The organism is Stappia indica, from assembly GCF_020177335.1.
GTDB classification, from domain to species: domain Bacteria; phylum Pseudomonadota; class Alphaproteobacteria; order Rhizobiales; family Stappiaceae; genus Stappia; species Stappia indica_B.
Genome location: NZ_JAIVMG010000002.1, coordinates 1 through 16,324 on the forward strand (window position 1 = coordinate 1; position 16,324 = coordinate 16,324).

The following is a 16,324-nucleotide window of genomic DNA, read 5'->3' on the forward strand; positions in this document are numbered from 1 at the left end:
GCCGCCCGCGCCCGCCGCGTCGGCCAGACCGGCGCCCGCCGCACCCAAGCCGGCGGCGCGCCGTTCCGACGATTACTACGCCACCAAGGCCTCGATCTTCAACGCGCTGGTCGAGGCCATCGACCTGTCGATGCTGACGCGCATGAGCGCGGAGGATGCGCGCGAGGAAATCCGCGACGTCGTCAACGACATCATCGCGCTGAAGAATGTCGTCATGTCGATCTCCGAGCAGGAGGACCTGCTTGAGGATATCTGCAACGACGTCCTGGGCTACGGGCCGCTGGAGCCGTTGCTCGCCCGCGACGACATCGCCGACATCATGGTCAATGGCGCCGACACGGTCTACATCGAGACCGAAGGGCAGATGCAGCAGACCAGCGTTCGCTTCCGCGACAACAAGCAGCTGATGAACATCTGCCAGCGGATTGTCAGCCAGGTCGGCCGGCGCGTCGACGAAGCCAGCCCGATCTGCGACGCGCGCCTGCCGGACGGCTCGCGCGTCAATGTGATCGCGCCGCCGCTGGCGATCGACGGTCCGACCCTGACCATTCGCAAGTTCAAGAAGGACAAGCTGACGCTGAAGCAGCTGGTCCAGTTCGGGTCGATCACGCCGGAGGGGGCGACCATCCTGGAGATCATCGGCCGCAGTCGGTGCAACGTGCTGATTTCCGGAGGCACGGGCTCGGGCAAGACCACCCTGCTCAACTGCCTGACCGCCTATATCGACCTCACCGAACGCATCATCACTTGCGAGGATTCGGCGGAACTGCAGCTTCAGCAGCCGCATGTGGTGCGCCTGGAAACCCGCCCGCCGAACCTCGAAGGCGAGGGTGAGGTGACCATGCGCGATCTGGTCAAGAACTGCCTGCGCATGCGGCCCGAGCGGATCATCGTCGGCGAGGTGCGCGGACCGGAAGCGTTCGACCTGCTGCAGGCGATGAACACCGGCCATGACGGCTCGATGGGCACCTTGCACGCCAACAGCCCGCGCGAGGCCCTGTCGCGTATCGAATCGATGATCACGATGGGTGGCTTCTCGCTGCCCTCGCGCACCTTGCGCGAGATGATCGTCGCCTCGATCGACGTGATCGTGCAGGCGCAGCGACTGCGGGACGGGTCCCGGCGGATCACCCACGTGACCGAGGTGGTGGGCATGGAAGGCGATGTGGTCATCACCCAGGATATCTTCGTCTACGACCTGATGGGCGAGGATGCCAATGGCCGACTGATCGGCCGCCATCGCTCCACCGGCATCGGCCGGCCGAAGTTCTGGGACAAGGCCCGCTACTTCGGCGAGGAGCATCGCCTGAGCGCGGCGCTGGATGCCGCCGAAGTCTCGGAGCTTGGACATGTCTGATCTTCAGGCCCTGCTGACGCCGGAACTGACCATGATCGCGGTGGTCCTGCTGGTGGCCTTTTCCATCGGCGGGGTGCTCTACGCCCTGTTCCAGCCGAGTCTCAGCGGTGAAAAGCGCGGCATGAAGCGTTTGCAGCATGTGAAGGCGCGAGCCGAAAGCCGCGAGGCGACCCAGCGGGTGCGCGATCTCGACCGGCGGCGCAGGTCCGTGCAGGACCAGCTGAAGGAATTCGAGGAGCGGGAGCGCGACAAGCACCGCGACGCCGCCCGTCCAAGCCTTGAAAAGCGCATCAGCCAGGCCGGCTTGCACTGGACCAAGCAGAGGTTCTGGATCGTCTCGGGCGTCTGCGGCGCGGTGAGCATGGTGCTGGCGCTGTTTGCCACCTCCTCCTACATCCTGACCGCCGGTATCGCCTTTGTCGGGTTTTTCGGCCTCCCCCGGTTCTATATCTCTCGTCGCCGCAAGAAGCGGATCGAGGCGTTCCTGCTCGAATTGCCCAATGCGGTCGACGTGATCGTCCGCGGCACCCGCGCCGGTCTGCCGCTGGGGGAATGCATCCAGATCGTTTCCACCGAGGCGCGCGAGCCGATTGCTACCGAGTTCCGGCAGATCATCGAGGCACAGGCGATGGGCATTACCTTGAGCGAGGCGATCGCCAAGTTGCCGGAACGGGTGCCGGTGCCGGAGGCGAACTTCCTGGCGATCGTGGTTGCCATCCAGTCCCAGGCCGGTGGCTCGCTGTCGGAAGCGCTCGGCAACCTGTCGAAGGTGCTGCGCGAGCGTCGGGCGATGAAGGGCAAGATCCAGGCGATGAGCCAGGAGGCAAAGTCCTCCGCCGCGATCATCGGCTCGCTGCCGTTCCTGGTGGCCGGGGTCATGAGCGTGACCAGCCCGAGCTACATCATGGTGCTGTTCACCAATCCGACCGGCAACATGATCCTGATCGGCAGCGCCATCTGGATGACGATGGGCATGCTCATCATGAAGAAAATGATCAACTTCGACTTCTGAGCGGGATCCGCCCATGGCCTTGAACATTTCCGACCTCGCCAACCAGCAGACGATTATCGCCGGCCTGACCATGATTGCCGTCGCCGGCACCGTGTTCACGCTGGTGATGCCGCTGTTCGAGGGCGACAAGCTCAAGAGCCGGATGAAGTCCGTGGCGCTGGAGCGCGAGCAGATGCGCGCCCGCGAGCGCACCCGGCTGGCGAACGAGAAGTCCAGTGCGCGTGCCTCCTTGCGCAACCAGCCTAAGCAGCAGTTGCAGCGCCTTGTCGACCGGCTGAACCTTAAGACGCTGATGTCGGACGAAAACACCCGGCTTCGCCTGCTTCAGGCCGGGTTCCGTGGCACCAAACCGCTTTACACCTTCCTGGCCATCCGCCTGGTGATGCCGTTCCTGCTGTTGCTGGCCACCCTGTTCTATCTGTATGTGGTGATCGGCTACGAGGGATCGCCGACCATCGCCGTGACGATTGCCTGCGCGGCCGCCTTTCTCGGTTACTATGTGCCGGATATCTACCTGCGCAACAGCATCGCCAAGCGGCAGCTGTCGATCAGCCGGGCCTGGCCGGATGCGCTCGATCTGATGCTGATCTGCGTGGAATCGGGCATGTCGATCGAGGTGGCCTTTCACAAGGTGGCCGACGAAATCGGCGTTCAGTCCGTGCCGCTGGCCGAGGAACTGACTCTCACCAACGCGGAACTGTCGTTCCTTGGAGAGCGCCGGGTCGCCTACGAAAACCTTGCCAAGCGCACGGGGCTGGAGGGGGTCAAGAATGTCTGTCTGGCGCTGATCCAGGCGGAGCGCTATGGCACGCCCGTGTCCCAGGCCCTGCGGGTGATGGCGGACGAGAACCGCTCGCAGCGCATGCAGGCGGCGGAAAAGAAGGCCGCGGCGCTGCCGCCCAAGCTGACCGTGCCGATGATCGTCTTCTTCCTGCCGGTGCTGCTGGCGGTGATCATCGGACCGGTGATCATCCAGGTACTCGCCACCTTCAAGTAGGCTGCCTTTCTTCAGAGCGGAAACTTGCCCCGGCGGGCAGGCGCGTCCGCGTGCGGACCAATCCCGTGAACCCGCGCGCCATCAACGAAAACGCCTCCGGCGGGGGATCCGGCCGGAGGCGTAGTGATTGGGCTCATCGCTTGAATGGGGGCGGACGCTATCCTAGCTGCCGCGTTTCTTTTTCTTCTTGTCGGCGGCGGAAATCTCCGCCCAGGAATTGCGCTGCGCCAGCATCGATTTCAGATAGGCGATGTTCTGTTCCGCCTGCGCCGGATCGAGCTCGGCCCGGGCCACCTGTTCCGCTTCACCGAACCGTCCCTGCAGGCCGAGGGCCAGCGCCAGATTCTGCCGGATGCGGCTGTCGGCTTTCGGGCTCTGGGCGGCGGAGCGCAGGATTGTCTCCGCTTGCGTCACTTCGCCGGCCAGAAGATGCGACATTGCCAGATTGTTGAGAAGGCTCGGCTCGCCGGGGGCGATCTTCAGCGCCTGATTGTACAGCGCCCGCGCCTTGGCGGTGTTGCCCATCTGGTCGTTGATGGCGGCGGCGGCCGACATCAGCCGCCAGTCCGGACGGGTCGGGGTCTGGGCGCCCTCGATCACTTGCAGCGCCTCCGGCAGCTTGCCGCCCATCGCCAGAACCTTGCCATAGGCGGCGGCGATATCGCGGTCGCGCTGATGTTGGATCACCGCCTTGCGCAGCACCGCTTCGGCCTGCGGTATCTGGCCATTGCGGCGCAGCGCTGCGGCGTAGTTGAGAATGTTCTCCCGGTCGTCCGGGGCTCGTTCATAAGCCTGGCCCCAATAGCCGACCGCCTGCCGAGCCGGGTCCGAGCCGGGCGCTGCATAGGGTGCGCCGCGCCCCGCATGGGTGCCCACCGCCTTGTTCGACGATGCGCAGCCGCCAAGCGCCAGGGCTGCTGCCAGCGACAGGGCAAGGGTCAGACGTGAGGCGGTGAGGCCAAACCGGGGGCTTTGCCTCTGGGGGCTCGTGAACGGCATCGACCGGGCTCCTCGGCGCGAGAAACGGGAGTGCAAATTGCGTGAGGCCCATCAATACGTCGTTAACCCTAATGCTTCGTTAAACATGACTGCGCGTGCTTGCGTTTCACGGCAAGCAGGGGTTTGCCGTCCTGCGGTCTTCATGGTCTATACAGGGGATCTCCAGTGTCTTTTCGATCAGTCAGAAGTGAGACGACCTTGCGCCAGTTCCTGTTGCCCTTCGATGCGGCCCGGCCCACCACCCCGATCCATCTTGTCGACAAGGCGACGCTTCCCGCTCTCTTGCAAGACCGGGTGCCCGAGGAGCGCGACTGGGCGGCGGCCTGCGGCTTTGACGGTGGCGCTGGTGAGCTGTTGCTGGTTCCGGGCGCGGATGGGACGCTGGCCGCCGCAGTGTTCGGTCTCGCGGCGACCGCACCTTCCCGTTTCGCCGTTGGTGCGCTGGCGACCCGGCTGCCGGCCGGCGACTACCGGATCGAGGGCGGCGATGTGTCGGGCGAAGATGCGGCGCTCGCCTTCGCCATGTCCGCCTATCGGTTCAAGCGCTATCGGAGCGTGGGCGAGGCATCTGAGGAAAAGCCTGCCGCGCGGCTGATGCTGGCGGACGGCGTCGACCTGGAGCGCATCGGCCGGACCCTCGATGCGGTCGAGCTCGCGCGCGATCTGATCAACACCCCGGCCAACGATCTGGGGCCGGAGGAGCTGGCGGCAGCGGCGTCCGATCTGTTCGCCCGCCATGGCGGGACGACCTCCGTCACCGTTGGCGATGACCTCTTGGAGGCTGGATTTCCGATGGTCCATGCGGTCGGCCGGGCGAGCAGCCGGGCGCCGCGCCTGATCGATTGCCGCTGGGGGGAGGAGGACCACCCGAAGGTCAGCCTCATCGGCAAGGGGGTGGTGTTCGACACCGGCGGCCTCGACATCAAGCCGGCCAGCGCCATGGGGCTGATGAAGAAGGACATGGGCGGCGCGGCCAACGTGCTGGCGCTGGCCTCGATGATCATGGCCGCGCGGTTGCCGGTGCGCCTCAGGGTCGTCGTTCCGGCGGTGGAAAACGCGATTTCCGGTTCGGCCTTCCGCCCCGGCGACGTGCTGCCGAGCCGCAAGGGCTTGAGCGTGGAAATCGGCAACACCGACGCCGAAGGGCGGCTGGTGCTGGCCGATGCGCTGGCGCTGGCCGATGAAGAAAAGCCCGATCTGATGATCGACATGGCCACCCTCACCGGCGCCGCGCGGGTCGCGCTCGGCCCGGAGCTGCCGCCCTTCTACACCGCCGACGAGGCGTTCGCCGCGCGCCTGGCCACCGCCTCCGAAGCGGTCGCCGATCCGCTGTGGCGGCTGCCGCTCTGGGCGCCCTACATGAGCTATCTCGACAGCAGCATCGCCGACATCAACCACATCAACACCCGCGGCGCCGGCTTTGCCGGGTCGGTGACGGCGGCGCTGTTCCTGTCCCGCTTCGTCGAAAATGCGGGCACCTGGGCCCATCTCGACGTCTATGGCTGGAACCCGTTCGAACGGCCGGGCCATCCGGCGGGCGGCGAGGCGCAGGGCATCCGGGCGCTGTTCTCCGTGCTGGAGGAGCGCTATCCGGTCGGCTGATCGGCTCTGGCTGCAAACGCCGCTTGCCGCGATCTCGATAACGGAGCCGAAACGGTTTCGTGTCACAGTGCACCGACGCCACCGGGAGTGGCGGGGAAGAAATGGTGAGCGGATGGGCCTCGACATGCGTCCGTCCCAGGCTTTGCGGTTGTGGCATGAGGTCACGATGGCGATGGTCCGGGACGGGGATCAGGATTTGACGGCACGGCAGATGGCCATCCTGCTGACGGTGTATCTGGAGCCGCCGCCCCACACCGTGCGCGGGCTGGCCAGCCGGTTGAACGTCACCAAGCCGGTGATCACCCGCGCGCTCGATACGCTCGGCGCGATGAAGCTCCTGTCCCGCCGGCGGGACGAGGCGGACCGGCGCAACGTGGTGGTGACCCGCACGGTCGCCGGCGCGCTTTATCTGGAAAGCGTTGGCGATATCATCGTCGACAAGGCGGCGACACTTGGACGGTAACCGATGACCGAGATCTTCGACAGACGCTTTCATCCGGTTCGGGCGGACCTTGCCGCCAGCGACTATCGCGGCCGGGTCAGCGACCGGCGCTTTGCCGATGGCACGGCCATGCAGGTGGTGGCCGATCAGGTGGCGCTTCGTCCGGTGGCGGACCTCTCCCGGCCGATCGACAGCGAGGCGCTGCACGGTGAGCGGGTGACGGTTTACGAAGACACCGGCGATGGCTGGTGCTGGGGGCAGTTGGAGACCGATGGCTATGTCGGCTTTCTGCCCTCCGCAGCACTGGCGCCGGCCGGCGCGCCGCCGACCCACCGGGTGGCGGTGCTGCGCAGCTACCGTTATCCGGTCGCCGATCTGAAGTTCCCGCCGCTCGGCCTGTTGTCCTTCGGCGCCCGGGTCAAGGTGGTGGGTCGTACCGTGACGCGCGGTCTGGCCTATGCGCTGCTGGCCGATGGCTCGGCCATGGTCGAACGTCACCTGGTGCCGGTCGACCACCGGGCCGAGGATTGGGTCGGCCAGGCGGAGCTGTTTCTCGGCACGCCTTATCTGTGGGGCGGGCGCAGCTCGCTCGGTCTCGATTGCTCGGCGCTCGTGCAGCTGCCGGCGCTGGCGGCCGGCCACGACTGCCCCCGCGACAGCGACATGCAGGAAGCGCGGTTCGGCACCGCGCTGGACATCTCGCAAGGGCTGCCGGAGCTGCGGCGCGGCGATCTGGTGTTCTGGAAGGGGCATGTGGCGATCATGGCCGCGCCCGACACCCTGCTGCATGCCAATGGCTACACCATGACCGTTGCCTATGAGCCGCTCGAGGCGGCGGTGGAGCGGATCGCCCGCACCGAGTGGGGCGAGGTGACCGCCTGCCGCAGGGTTGGCGGGTGAGAAAATAAAAACGGAAATCCGCGACCTGCGTTTTTCGGGAATTTCCCTGCGGAAGATCTGGGGGAATGATTTGTGCGGTCGTGGAGAGGTTTTTGAAGCAATCGGAATCCATGCAGATCTGGAAGCCAGATATGCGCGTGGCGCAATTGTAAGCGCTTTGCGGGCTAAATAAACGGGGCGCTTCCGTTACGGATGGCGAGAGGGTGACGCGGGGGGCGCGCGGATCTCGTCTTTGCAAAACCAGCGCCGGGGCCCCGCAATGCCATTGACCATTCCGCATGTGGTTTTCCTTCATGTGGAAGCCGACACCGAAGCCGCCCGCCTGTTCCGCGAGGCGCTCCTGGGCATCTCCAGCAACATTCGCGTGCGCCGGGTGATGACCGGGCAGGCCGCGCTCGACCTGATCGCGCGCAGCGACCGGCAGGAGGCCGGGCCGCCCTTCGACTGCCTCGTCACCAATCGGTCGCTTCTCGACATGAGCGGTGCGGAGCTGGCCGCACGGCTGCGCAAGCGTTTCGATCCGGAGCTTTTGCCGGTCATCGAGCTGACCGAGGAAGGGTCGGCCGAGGAGGGGCTGGCCGAGGAGGGGGGCGACCTGCCGGCAGCCGACCCTCTCTTCGCCGCGGTCTATCGCCAAACGCGGGATCCGCGCCAGTTGGCGCAAGTGGCCGGTGAGGTTGTTGCCACGTGGTTCGCGGCGGCGCGCCGGTTCCACTGCTGACCAGCGCCCAGGTAAAGGCTCAGTAGCCGGCGGCCGGATCGACCACGTTGCGCAGGCCCGCCCCGGCCTCGAAGCTGCGAATCTGCGCCTCGATGTAAAGAGACAGCGCTTCAGGGTCGCTGTCGGCGGCCACATGCGGTGAGATCACCAGATTGGGCGCGTGCCACAGCGGGCTTGTCGCCGGCAAGGGCTCGGTCTCGAACACGTCGAGGCTGGCGCCGGTCAAGGTGCCGTCGCCAAGTGCCCGGGCGATATCCGCCTCCACCTGGCTGCCGCCGCGTCCGGCGTTGATGAACACCGGCCCGCCACGCGCCCCGTCCCGTGCCAGCCGTGACAGCAGCGCGTGGTCGACCAGATGGCGGGTCTCAGGCGTCAGCGGTAACAGGTTGACCAGAATGTCGGTGCGCTCGAGGAAGGCGCCGAGTTCCTCCGCCCCGGCAAAGCTCTCGATCCCCTCGATTGCCTTGAGGCCGCGCGCCCAGCCGGCGACCTGAAAGCCGAGGCCGGCGAGCGCCTGCCCGGCCCGGGCGCCCAGAACGCCGAGGCCGAGAATGCCGACCCGCACCTCCCGCGCGCTCGGCTGCGGCAGCGGCGCCCAGTCGCGGGCGGCTTGCTGCGCCGTATACTGGAGATGCTGGCGATGGTGCAGCAGCACCTGGAACACCACCCATTCGCACATACGCTCGGTCAGGTCCGGATCGACCACGCGGACAATCGGCACCTCGGGCATCTGCGGATCTGAGAGCAGGTGATCGACCCCGGCGCCGAGCGAGAAAATCACCTTCAGATTGGGGCAGGCCCGCAGCACCTCGGCCGGTGCCTTCCAGGCCAGCACATAGTCGATATCCGCGAGATCGTCCGTCTTTTCCGGCCAGATCTGGATGTCGCGGCCGGGGAACCGCTGGCGCATCCGCTCGGCCCAGCGTTCGGAAGACCAGCCTGCGGTGGCGATCAAGAGCGACATGGTGAAACTCCTGCCGGGGAAGGGGGAAGGGAAAGCGGATGCCAGAACCGGCGCGCCAGGTCCGGAGCCGGACCGTTTCTTTTGTTAGCCTGTTCGCGCCCCGGTGGCAAAGCGGCGATGGCCGCGCTCAGGCTCAGCTCTCCCAAGGCGTGGACGTTGGCGCGGCAGCGGTGCCGTCCATCTGGCGTGCATCCATACCGGTAGCGGTCCCCTCGGTCGTTGCCTTGGGCCGGGCGGCGGCGGTGGCGGGCGGGGCCAGGTCGAGCTCGCCAATCGCCTGACCGCGCTTGCCGATCTTGTCGGTGGAGATCAGGATCTGATCGATGTCCTTTGCCGCCTGGCCGAAATGGCTGTGCAGCTTGCGCACCCGCCCGTCGAGCCTCGTGACATCTTCCACCAGATGCGCCACCTGCGCCTGGATCAGATGGGCCTCTTCGCGCATCCGCGCATCGCGCAGCACCGATTGCACCACCTGGATCGACAGGGCGAGCAGGGAGGGGGAGACGATCACCACCCGGATCCGGTGCGCCCGCTGCACCAGATCGGGGAACTGTTCGTGCAATTCGGCGAAGATGCTTTCCGAGGGCACGAACATGAAGGCCGTGTCCTGGGTCTCGCCGGGGATCAGGTAGCGTTCCTTGATGTCGATCAGATGCTTGGCGATGTCGCGCCGGAACTGCGCCCGGGCCGGCTTTTGCGCCTCGGGCGTGTCCGCCGCGCGGATCAGGTTATAGGCCTCCAGCGGAAACTTGGCATCGACCACCAGCGGCGGGGCGCCGTTCGGCATGGTGATCAGGCAATCCGGGCGGGCGTTGCTGGACAGCGTCGCCTGAAACGCATAGGCCCCATTGGGCAGCGCGTCCTGGACGATCGCCTCCATTCGCCCCTGGCCGAAGGCGCCGCGCGTCTGCTTGTCGCTGAGGATCGATTGCAGCGCGCCGACCTGGCCGCTGAGGTCGGCGATGGTGCGCTGGGCCCGGTCGATCACCGCCAGCCGTTCATGCAGGTGGCGCAGGCCATCATGGGTGCGCCGGCTCGTTTCCGCCATCGACTGGCCGAGCTTGTGGCTCATGCCGTCGAGCCGGTCGTTGACCGCGCGCATCAGGTCGCCCTGGCGCGAGCCGAACACCTCGGCCATGGTCTGCATCCGCCCGGTCATTTCCGACTGCACCTTCAGGAGATCGGCGATGCGTGCTTCCAGCTCGCGCGCCTGTTCCGCTGCCTGCCATTCGGCCCGGCGCCGCGCCGCCGCCTGCCGGAACGCCAGCAAGAGCAGCGCCAGCAGCAGGCACAGGGCAAGGCCAGCGCCCGCTGCCACGGCCGTGCCGGTGTCGATGGGGCGGTCTCCGAGGGTGAACAGAATCGATGACATGGAAACAAATATAGAACATTCGTCGCCGCCGCAAAACGGCGACGCGCATTTCATTGGCGGAATCCGGGCCGTGTGCCATTGCGCGCGTTGACGTCGGCGCTGGCATCCCATATCTCACCGGCATGACAAAACGAGACATTCTGATCCTCCCCGACGCGGAACTGCGCCGGGTCAGCGAACCGGTTGCCACGGTCGACGACGGCATTCGCCAACTGGCCGACGACATGCTGGAAACCATGTATGCGGCGCCGGGCATCGGCCTTGCGGCGATCCAGATCGGCGAGCCCAAGCGGATGCTCGTGATGGATGTCGCCCGTGAGGGCGAGGACGCCCAGCCGATGGTGGTGGTGAACCCGGAGATCGTCTGGAGCTCGCCGGAGCTGTCAGTCTATCAGGAAGGCTGCCTGTCGATCCCCGAATACTACGAGGACGTGGAGCGTCCGGCGCGGATCAAGGTCACCTTCCTCGACCGGGAAGGAAAGCCCTGCGAGCTGGAGGCCGACGGCCTGCTCGCCACCTGCCTGCAACATGAGATCGACCACCTCAACGGCGTGCTGTTCATCGACCATATCTCCAAGCTGAAGCGGGAGCGGGTGATGAAGAAGTTCACCAAACAGGCCCGCTTCAACGCCAAGGCGCTCTGACCGGGACGCTCTGACGGGGCGCTGTGACCGGCGCCGCCACCCCACCCCATGACACGAAAACGGCCTGCCGCCGCGACGGCGCTGGTGCCCGAAAAGGAAGATCATGAGCCTGCGGATCGTCTTCATGGGAACGCCGGATTTCGCCGTTCCGACCCTGATGGAAATCGTCGGTCAGGGCCATGATGTGGTGGCGTGCTACACCCAGCCGCCGCGCAAGGCCGGTCGGGGCATGGCCGAGCGCAAGTCGGCGGTGCATCAGGCGGCGGAAACCCTCGGCATCGACGTCTTCACGCCAGAGAGCCTGAAGTCGGAGGAGGAGCAGGCCCGCTTCGCTAGCCTCAGCCCGGATGTGGCCGTGGTGGTGGCCTATGGCCTCTTGTTGCCGCTGGCGATCCTGGAGACGCCGACCCATGGCTGCGTCAATCTTCATGCCTCGCTGCTGCCGCGCTGGCGCGGCGCCGCGCCGATCAACCGGGCGATCATGGCCGGGGACGCGGAAACCGGCGTGGAAGTGATGCGCATGGAGGAGGGGCTGGACACCGGCCCGGTCTACATGGCCGAGCGGATCGCCATTGGCGACACCATGACGGCGGGCGAGCTGCACGACCGGCTCGCCGCGCTGGGCGGCGACCTGATGGTGCGGGCGCTGGCCGCCCTGTCGCGCGGCGCGCTGGCACCGACACCGCAAGCGGCGGAGGGGGTGACCTACGCCCGCAAGATCGACAAGGGCGAAACCCGTGTCGACTGGACCCGTTCGGCCGAGGAGGTGCACAATCACATTCGCGGCCTGTCGCCCTTTCCCGGTGCCTGGTGCGAAATGGAGCTTGGCGGCAAGCGTGAGCGGGTCAAGCTGCTGCGCAGCGCTCTGGAAACCGGTATCGATGTGCCGGTGGGCACCGCGCCTGGCACGGTCCTGTCGGCCGATGCGGCGGAAGGCGTCGTCATTGCCTGCGGGTCTGGCGCGCTGCGTCTGGTCCAGCTGCAGCGGGCGGGGCGCAAGCCGATGGCGGTGGCCGAGTTTCAGCGCGGCGCGCAGCTCGCCGCCGGGGATCTGGTCCACTGAGAGCGCGGCCCTGGCACCACCGCGACAGTTTTGCATCGACGCCGACGCGTTCCTTTGCTACCCCGCATCTCAGCCACAGAGCCAACGACAACGGACAAGACCTTCATGACCGGGACCGCGACGCCTCTTACCATTCGTGCCGTCCTGCCGGGGGATGCGGAGGACATCGCTGAACTGATTGCCGCCGCCTTCGGTCAGCCCGACGAGGCGCATCTGGTGCGCGAGCTTCGCGCCTGCGGCGCGCTGGTGCTGGAGCGGGTCGCCTGCGATCGCTCCGGACAGATCGTCGGCCATGTGGCGTTTTCCCGGGTGACCGGCGCCGGCCAGGGGCACAGGCTGGAAATTTCCTGTCTCGCTCCGGTTTCGGTCTGGCCGAACCTGCAGAAGCAGGGCATCGGCAGCGCCCTGATCCGCGCCGCGCTCGACGATCTGCGCGCCGCCGGTGAGGATCTGGTGCTGGTGCTCGGTCCTCCGGCCTACTACCCCCGTTTCGGCTTCGATCCGGTGCTGGCGCGCAAGGTCAGCGCGCCTTATGCCGGCGATGCCTTCCAGGCGCTGGCGCTGACGCCCGCCGCCCGCGACGGGCTGCCGGTCGAGGTCACCTTCGCCACGCCCTTCGAGGCCTTCGAATAGCGATCTTGCGAGCGTTCAGACCATGCCCCGCTACAAGCTGACGGTGGAATATGACGGCCGCCCCTTCGTGGGCTGGCAGCGCCAGGACAATGGCCCGTCGGTGCAAGCGGTGATCGAACGCGCCATCTTCCGCTTCTGCGGCGAGAGCGTGACGATCGGCGGCGCCGGGCGCACCGATTCCGGCGTGCATGCCCTTGGCCAGGTTGCCCATATGGATCTCGCCCGCGACTGGCCGGCGGAAAAGGCGCTGGGCGCCTTGAACTTCCACTGCCTGCCGGACCCGGTGGCGATCCTCGCATGCGAGCGCATGGAGGAGGGGTTCGATGCCCGCTTCTCCGCGATCCGCCGCCACTACCGCTATCGCATCGTCAACCGGGTGCCGCCGCTCACCCATGAGCTCGGCCTTGCCTGGCATGTGAAGAACCCGCTCGACGCCGAGGCGATGCATCAGGCGGCACAGGCCTTCGTCGGTCACCACGACTTCACCACCTTCCGTCATTCGCGCTGTCAGGCGAAAAGCCCGGTGAAGACGCTGGAAGCGTTCCGCGTCTACCGCGAGGGCGATCTGGTGATCGCGGAATGCAGCTCCCGTTCCTTCCTGCACAATCAGGTGCGCTCGATGGTCGGCACCCTGCGCCTCGTCGGCGAGGGCCGCTGGGCGCCGGCGGATGTCACCAAGGCGCTGGCGGCGCGCGACCGGCGTGCCTGCGGTCCGGTCGCGCCGGCGGACGGGCTCTATCTCACCGCCGTCGACTATCGCTCCGCCGAGGAAGACCGCGCGGCGCGCGCGGCCTATCTGGCTCAGTCGGCGCCGGACGGGGCGGCATCGGAGTGAGCAGCCGGGCCTGACTGCGGCCCCGCTTCCGCCGTTTCGGCCGGCACCAGCCGGCGGTAGAGATGCCAGGTGGCATGGCCAAGGATCGGCAGGGTCACCACCAGCCCGACGAAGAACGGCAGCATCGAGATCAGCAGCGTCACGGTGACGATCAGCGCCCAGCCGATCATCGGCACCGGGCTCGTCACCACCGAGCGCACGCTGGTGATCATCGCGGTGATGAAATCCACCTCCCGGTCGAGCAGCATCGGGAAGGACACCACCGTCAGCGAGAACAGCACCACGGACAGCGCCGCGCCGATCACGTTGCCGATGAGCAGGAACATCAGCCCCTCCGGCGTGGTCACCACCACCTCGAGGAAGGCGGTGAAGCTGGCGAAGGACTGGAAGCCGAGGAACAGCGCCAGCAGCAGGCGCACCTGATACATCCACATGATCTGCACGAACAGCACGACGAAGGCCATCCAGGCCAGTTCCCGGCGGCGCTGCTCCCAGATGACGCCAAGCACGCCGGGCCAGTCGAGCCGCTGGCCCGTCTCAAGACGGCGGCTCACCTCGTAGAGCCCGACGGCGATGAACGGCCCGATCAGGCCGAAGCCGACGGCCAGCGGATAGCTGAGGTAGCTCATGTTCAGCGCCGAGGCGCTCAACAGGACGAGGATCCCGCCAAGGGCATAGACCCCGCCGAAGAACAGCCCGTAGACCGGTGCGCGGCGAAAGTCGCGCATTCCGAGCCCGAGTGCATCGACGATCTCGTTGAAGGTGATCCTGTTGACCCGGGTAGGATCGGGGCGCCGGGACGGTGCCGGCGAGGGGGAAGGGGACTGCGAGGGGGAAGAAGCGGCGGGCGCCGGCCCGCCGCCCGGGTCTCTGGGGGTGTTGCTGTCATTGACGGCCATTCGTTCTCCTCCGAGTTTTTTTCTCGTTTGGAGGAAGAATGGCACCTGCCGGCCGGTTCGGCCAGCGGCGTGTCGTCGGCAGCGTCTTGCGGATGGGCCGGGGGGCGATCAGCCCGCCGGGAAATAGGTCTCCAGGAAGCGGCGGTAGATCGCCGCCAGCCGGTCGAGTTCATCGAGCGGCACCCGCTCGTCCACCTGATGCATGGTCTGGCCGACAAGACCGAACTCCACCACCGGGCAATGGTTCTTGATGAACCGGGCGTCGGAGGTGCCGCCGCCGGTGGAGAGCTCCGGGCGCTTGCCGGTTTCCGCTTCGACCGCATCGGCGAGCGTGTCGATCAGCGCCGCGTCATGAGTGAGGAAGCTCTCGCTGGCATCGCTCTTGAAGCAAAGCGACCAGTCGCAGGAAAGGCCGGACCCCCCCTCCAGCGCGGCCCGGATGCGCGCGCGAAGGCTCTCCAGCGTCCACTGGTCGTTGAAGCGGATGTTGAACCGGGCTTCCGCCTGACGGGGGATGACGTTGAAGGCGGTGTTGCCCACATCCACCGAGGTGATTTCCAGATTGGACGGCTGGAACCGTTCGTTGCCCGCATCAAGGGACAGGGTGGTGAGCGCGCCGACGAGCGCCATCAGGTCGGGCACCGGGTTCTTCGCCAGATGCGGATAGGCCACATGGCCCTGCACCCCGGTCACCGTCACCGTGCCGGAGAGCGAGCCGCGCCGGCCGACCTTGATGGCATCGCCGAGCGCGTTCGGATTGGTCGGCTCGCCGACGATGCAGGCGTCAAACCGGTGTCCTTGCGCCCGCGCCCAGTCGAGCAGCTTGACCGTGCCGTTGATCGCCGGGCCTTCCTCGTCGCCGGTGATCAGCAGCGAGATCGTGCCCGGCAGCGCCCGGCCCCGGGCGGCGAGGAAGTCGATGGCCGCAGCGGCGAAGGCGGCAATGCCGCCCTTCATGTCCACGGCGCCGCGTCCGTAAAGAATGCCGTCGTCAACCGTACCGGCGAAGGGATCGTGCCGCCAGGCGGCGGTGTCGCCGGCCGGGACCACATCCGTGTGGCCGGCGAAGACGAAATGCGGTGCGCCGCCGCCGATGGTGGCGAACAGATTGTCGATATCCGGCGTTCCGGGCTCGGAAAACACCACCCGCGAGACGGTGAAACCGGCGGCCTCCAGCCGCTCCTGCAACAGCGTCAGCGCGCCGCCTTCCGCCGGGGTGACGGAGGGGCAGCGCAACAGGTCGCGGGCAAGCGCTGCGGCGGGCGACAGGGAGGAGGCGGTCATCGGCGGTCCTTGCGGAACGGGAGGGGAAAGGGCAGGCGGCGAAGGGCTACTTCGGACGTTGCCAGCGGCTGTTCGGGCCGGGGCCGTAGACGTTCGGTCCCGGATTGCCGGGCAGGAAGCCAAGGGCGATGATGAACAGGATGTTGAACAGCGGGACGAACACCAGGATCGCCAGGAAGCCGGTCAGCCCCCGGTCCTGCAGCCGCTTGATCACCAGCGCCAGTTCCACCCATTGCAGGGCCAGCAGCATGAACGGCATCAACGGGTTGGAATCGACGAAATCGGCCAGATCGACCTGGGTGACGCCGGCGTCGAAATCGAGGGTCTGCAGCCAGATGCTGAGGGGAATGGCGAACAGCGCCCACACCAGTCCGAAGGCAAGCCAATAAGGCTCGCGCGAGATCCGGCCGATCGGGTTGAAGAACAGCCAGAGCGGTCCGTGGGGACCGGGGTGGGGTTGGGGAGCGGACATGGAGGCCTTTGTGTCGGCGCGATCAAGGAGATGAAGGTGAAGTAGGCAATGGCGGCGCGACAATCAAGCCGCGCCGCCAAAGCGACGTCTGCTGTCGGGGGGGGGGGGGGGGGGCGCCGGCGCGCCGC

At 67.0% G+C, this 16,324-nt stretch carries 17 protein-coding genes; 11 read left to right on the plus strand and 6 right to left on the minus strand.

Features of this window, described 5'->3' with window-relative positions; genetic code table 11:
• The 3 genes from LC062_RS04270 to LC062_RS04280 all read left to right on the plus strand — a co-directional run.
• Window positions 1-1,357: CpaF family protein (locus tag LC062_RS04270; RefSeq protein WP_224909803.1), on the plus strand; the 1,357-nt coding region annotated here is incomplete at its 5' end.
• On the plus strand, window positions 1,350-2,369 hold the full coding sequence (locus LC062_RS04275) for a type II secretion system F family protein (protein WP_224909804.1): 1,020 nt from the start codon (window positions 1,350-1,352) through the stop codon (window positions 2,367-2,369). The genes LC062_RS04270 and LC062_RS04275, both read left to right, overlap by 8 nt.
• 13 nt (window positions 2,370-2,382) lie before the next feature.
• Window positions 2,383-3,366, plus strand: coding sequence for a type II secretion system F family protein (locus LC062_RS04280; protein ID WP_224909805.1), 984 nt, complete (start codon window positions 2,383-2,385; stop codon window positions 3,364-3,366).
• A gap of 162 nt (window positions 3,367-3,528) precedes the next feature.
• Here the strand turns inward: LC062_RS04280 and LC062_RS04285 are convergent, their stop codons facing one another.
• Window positions 3,529-4,365: a tetratricopeptide repeat protein gene (locus LC062_RS04285; RefSeq protein ID WP_224909806.1), complete on the minus strand. Its 837-nt coding sequence runs from the start codon at window positions 4,363-4,365 to the stop codon at window positions 3,529-3,531.
• A 198-nt stretch (window positions 4,366-4,563) separates the two neighbouring features.
• Between LC062_RS04285 and LC062_RS04290 the strand changes: the two genes are divergently transcribed.
• The 4 genes from LC062_RS04290 to LC062_RS04305 all read left to right on the plus strand — a co-directional run bounded on the left by LC062_RS04290 (window position 4,564) and on the right by LC062_RS04305 (window position 8,030).
• The gene (locus LC062_RS04290) at window positions 4,564-5,967 is read left to right on the plus strand and encodes a leucyl aminopeptidase family protein (protein ID WP_404829676.1); all 1,404 of its coding nucleotides are present in this window, start codon (window positions 4,564-4,566) and stop codon (window positions 5,965-5,967) included.
• A gap of 112 nt (window positions 5,968-6,079) precedes the next feature.
• Entirely contained in the window at window positions 6,080-6,430 is a 351-nt protein-coding gene (locus LC062_RS04295; protein WP_224909807.1) for a MarR family transcriptional regulator, read from the plus strand.
• A gap of 3 nt (window positions 6,431-6,433) precedes the next feature.
• Window positions 6,434-7,309, plus strand: a complete 876-nt coding sequence (locus LC062_RS04300; protein WP_224909808.1) for a C40 family peptidase — start codon at window positions 6,434-6,436, stop codon at window positions 7,307-7,309.
• A gap of 259 nt (window positions 7,310-7,568) precedes the next feature.
• A complete protein-coding gene (locus LC062_RS04305) occupies window positions 7,569-8,030 on the plus strand; it encodes a response regulator (protein ID WP_224909809.1) in 462 nt (153 codons plus the stop codon).
• 19 nt (window positions 8,031-8,049) lie between these two features.
• On the opposite strand, the gene LC062_RS04310 is transcribed toward LC062_RS04305, so the two are convergent.
• Complete coding sequence (locus tag LC062_RS04310; protein ID WP_224909810.1) at window positions 8,050-8,994, minus strand: 2-hydroxyacid dehydrogenase; 945 nt, start codon at window positions 8,992-8,994, stop codon at window positions 8,050-8,052.
• A 133-nt stretch (window positions 8,995-9,127) separates the two neighbouring features.
• Window positions 9,128-10,366, minus strand: a complete 1,239-nt coding sequence (locus LC062_RS04315) for a DNA recombination protein RmuC (protein ID WP_224909811.1) — start codon at window positions 10,364-10,366, stop codon at window positions 9,128-9,130.
• A 122-nt stretch (window positions 10,367-10,488) separates the two neighbouring features.
• On the opposite strand from LC062_RS04315, the gene def reads away from it, so the two are divergent.
• The 4 genes from def (at window position 10,489) to truA (ending at window position 13,541) form a co-directional block, all read left to right on the plus strand.
• Window positions 10,489-11,010 (plus strand): peptide deformylase, encoded by a 522-nt coding sequence (gene def / locus LC062_RS04320; RefSeq protein ID WP_224909812.1) that lies wholly within the window; start codon window positions 10,489-10,491, stop codon window positions 11,008-11,010.
• 103 nt (window positions 11,011-11,113) lie between these two features.
• Entirely contained in the window at window positions 11,114-12,073 is a 960-nt protein-coding gene (gene fmt, locus LC062_RS04325) for a methionyl-tRNA formyltransferase (protein ID WP_224909813.1), read from the plus strand.
• Between the two features lie 105 nt (window positions 12,074-12,178).
• Entirely contained in the window at window positions 12,179-12,706 is a 528-nt protein-coding gene (locus tag LC062_RS04330) for a GNAT family N-acetyltransferase (RefSeq protein ID WP_224909814.1), read from the plus strand.
• A 22-nt stretch (window positions 12,707-12,728) separates the two neighbouring features.
• Window positions 12,729-13,541, plus strand: a complete 813-nt coding sequence (gene truA / locus LC062_RS04335; protein ID WP_224909815.1) for a tRNA pseudouridine(38-40) synthase TruA — start codon at window positions 12,729-12,731, stop codon at window positions 13,539-13,541.
• Here the strand turns inward: truA and LC062_RS04340 are convergent.
• From LC062_RS04340 to LC062_RS04350, 3 genes are all read right to left on the minus strand, one after another.
• Window positions 13,508-14,440, minus strand: a complete 933-nt coding sequence (locus LC062_RS04340) for a DUF2189 domain-containing protein (RefSeq protein ID WP_224909816.1) — start codon at window positions 14,438-14,440, stop codon at window positions 13,508-13,510. The genes truA and LC062_RS04340 overlap by 34 nt on opposite strands.
• A 108-nt stretch (window positions 14,441-14,548) precedes the next feature.
• Window positions 14,549-15,724 carry a succinyl-diaminopimelate desuccinylase gene (dapE, locus tag LC062_RS04345; RefSeq protein WP_224909817.1) on the minus strand — a complete coding sequence of 392 codons (1,176 nt, stop codon included), beginning with the start codon at window positions 15,722-15,724 and terminating at the stop codon, window positions 14,549-14,551.
• A 46-nt stretch (window positions 15,725-15,770) separates the two neighbouring features.
• Complete coding sequence (locus LC062_RS04350; RefSeq protein WP_224909818.1) at window positions 15,771-16,196, minus strand: DUF805 domain-containing protein; 426 nt, start codon at window positions 16,194-16,196, stop codon at window positions 15,771-15,773.
• Between the last annotated feature and the right edge of the window lie 128 nt (window positions 16,197-16,324).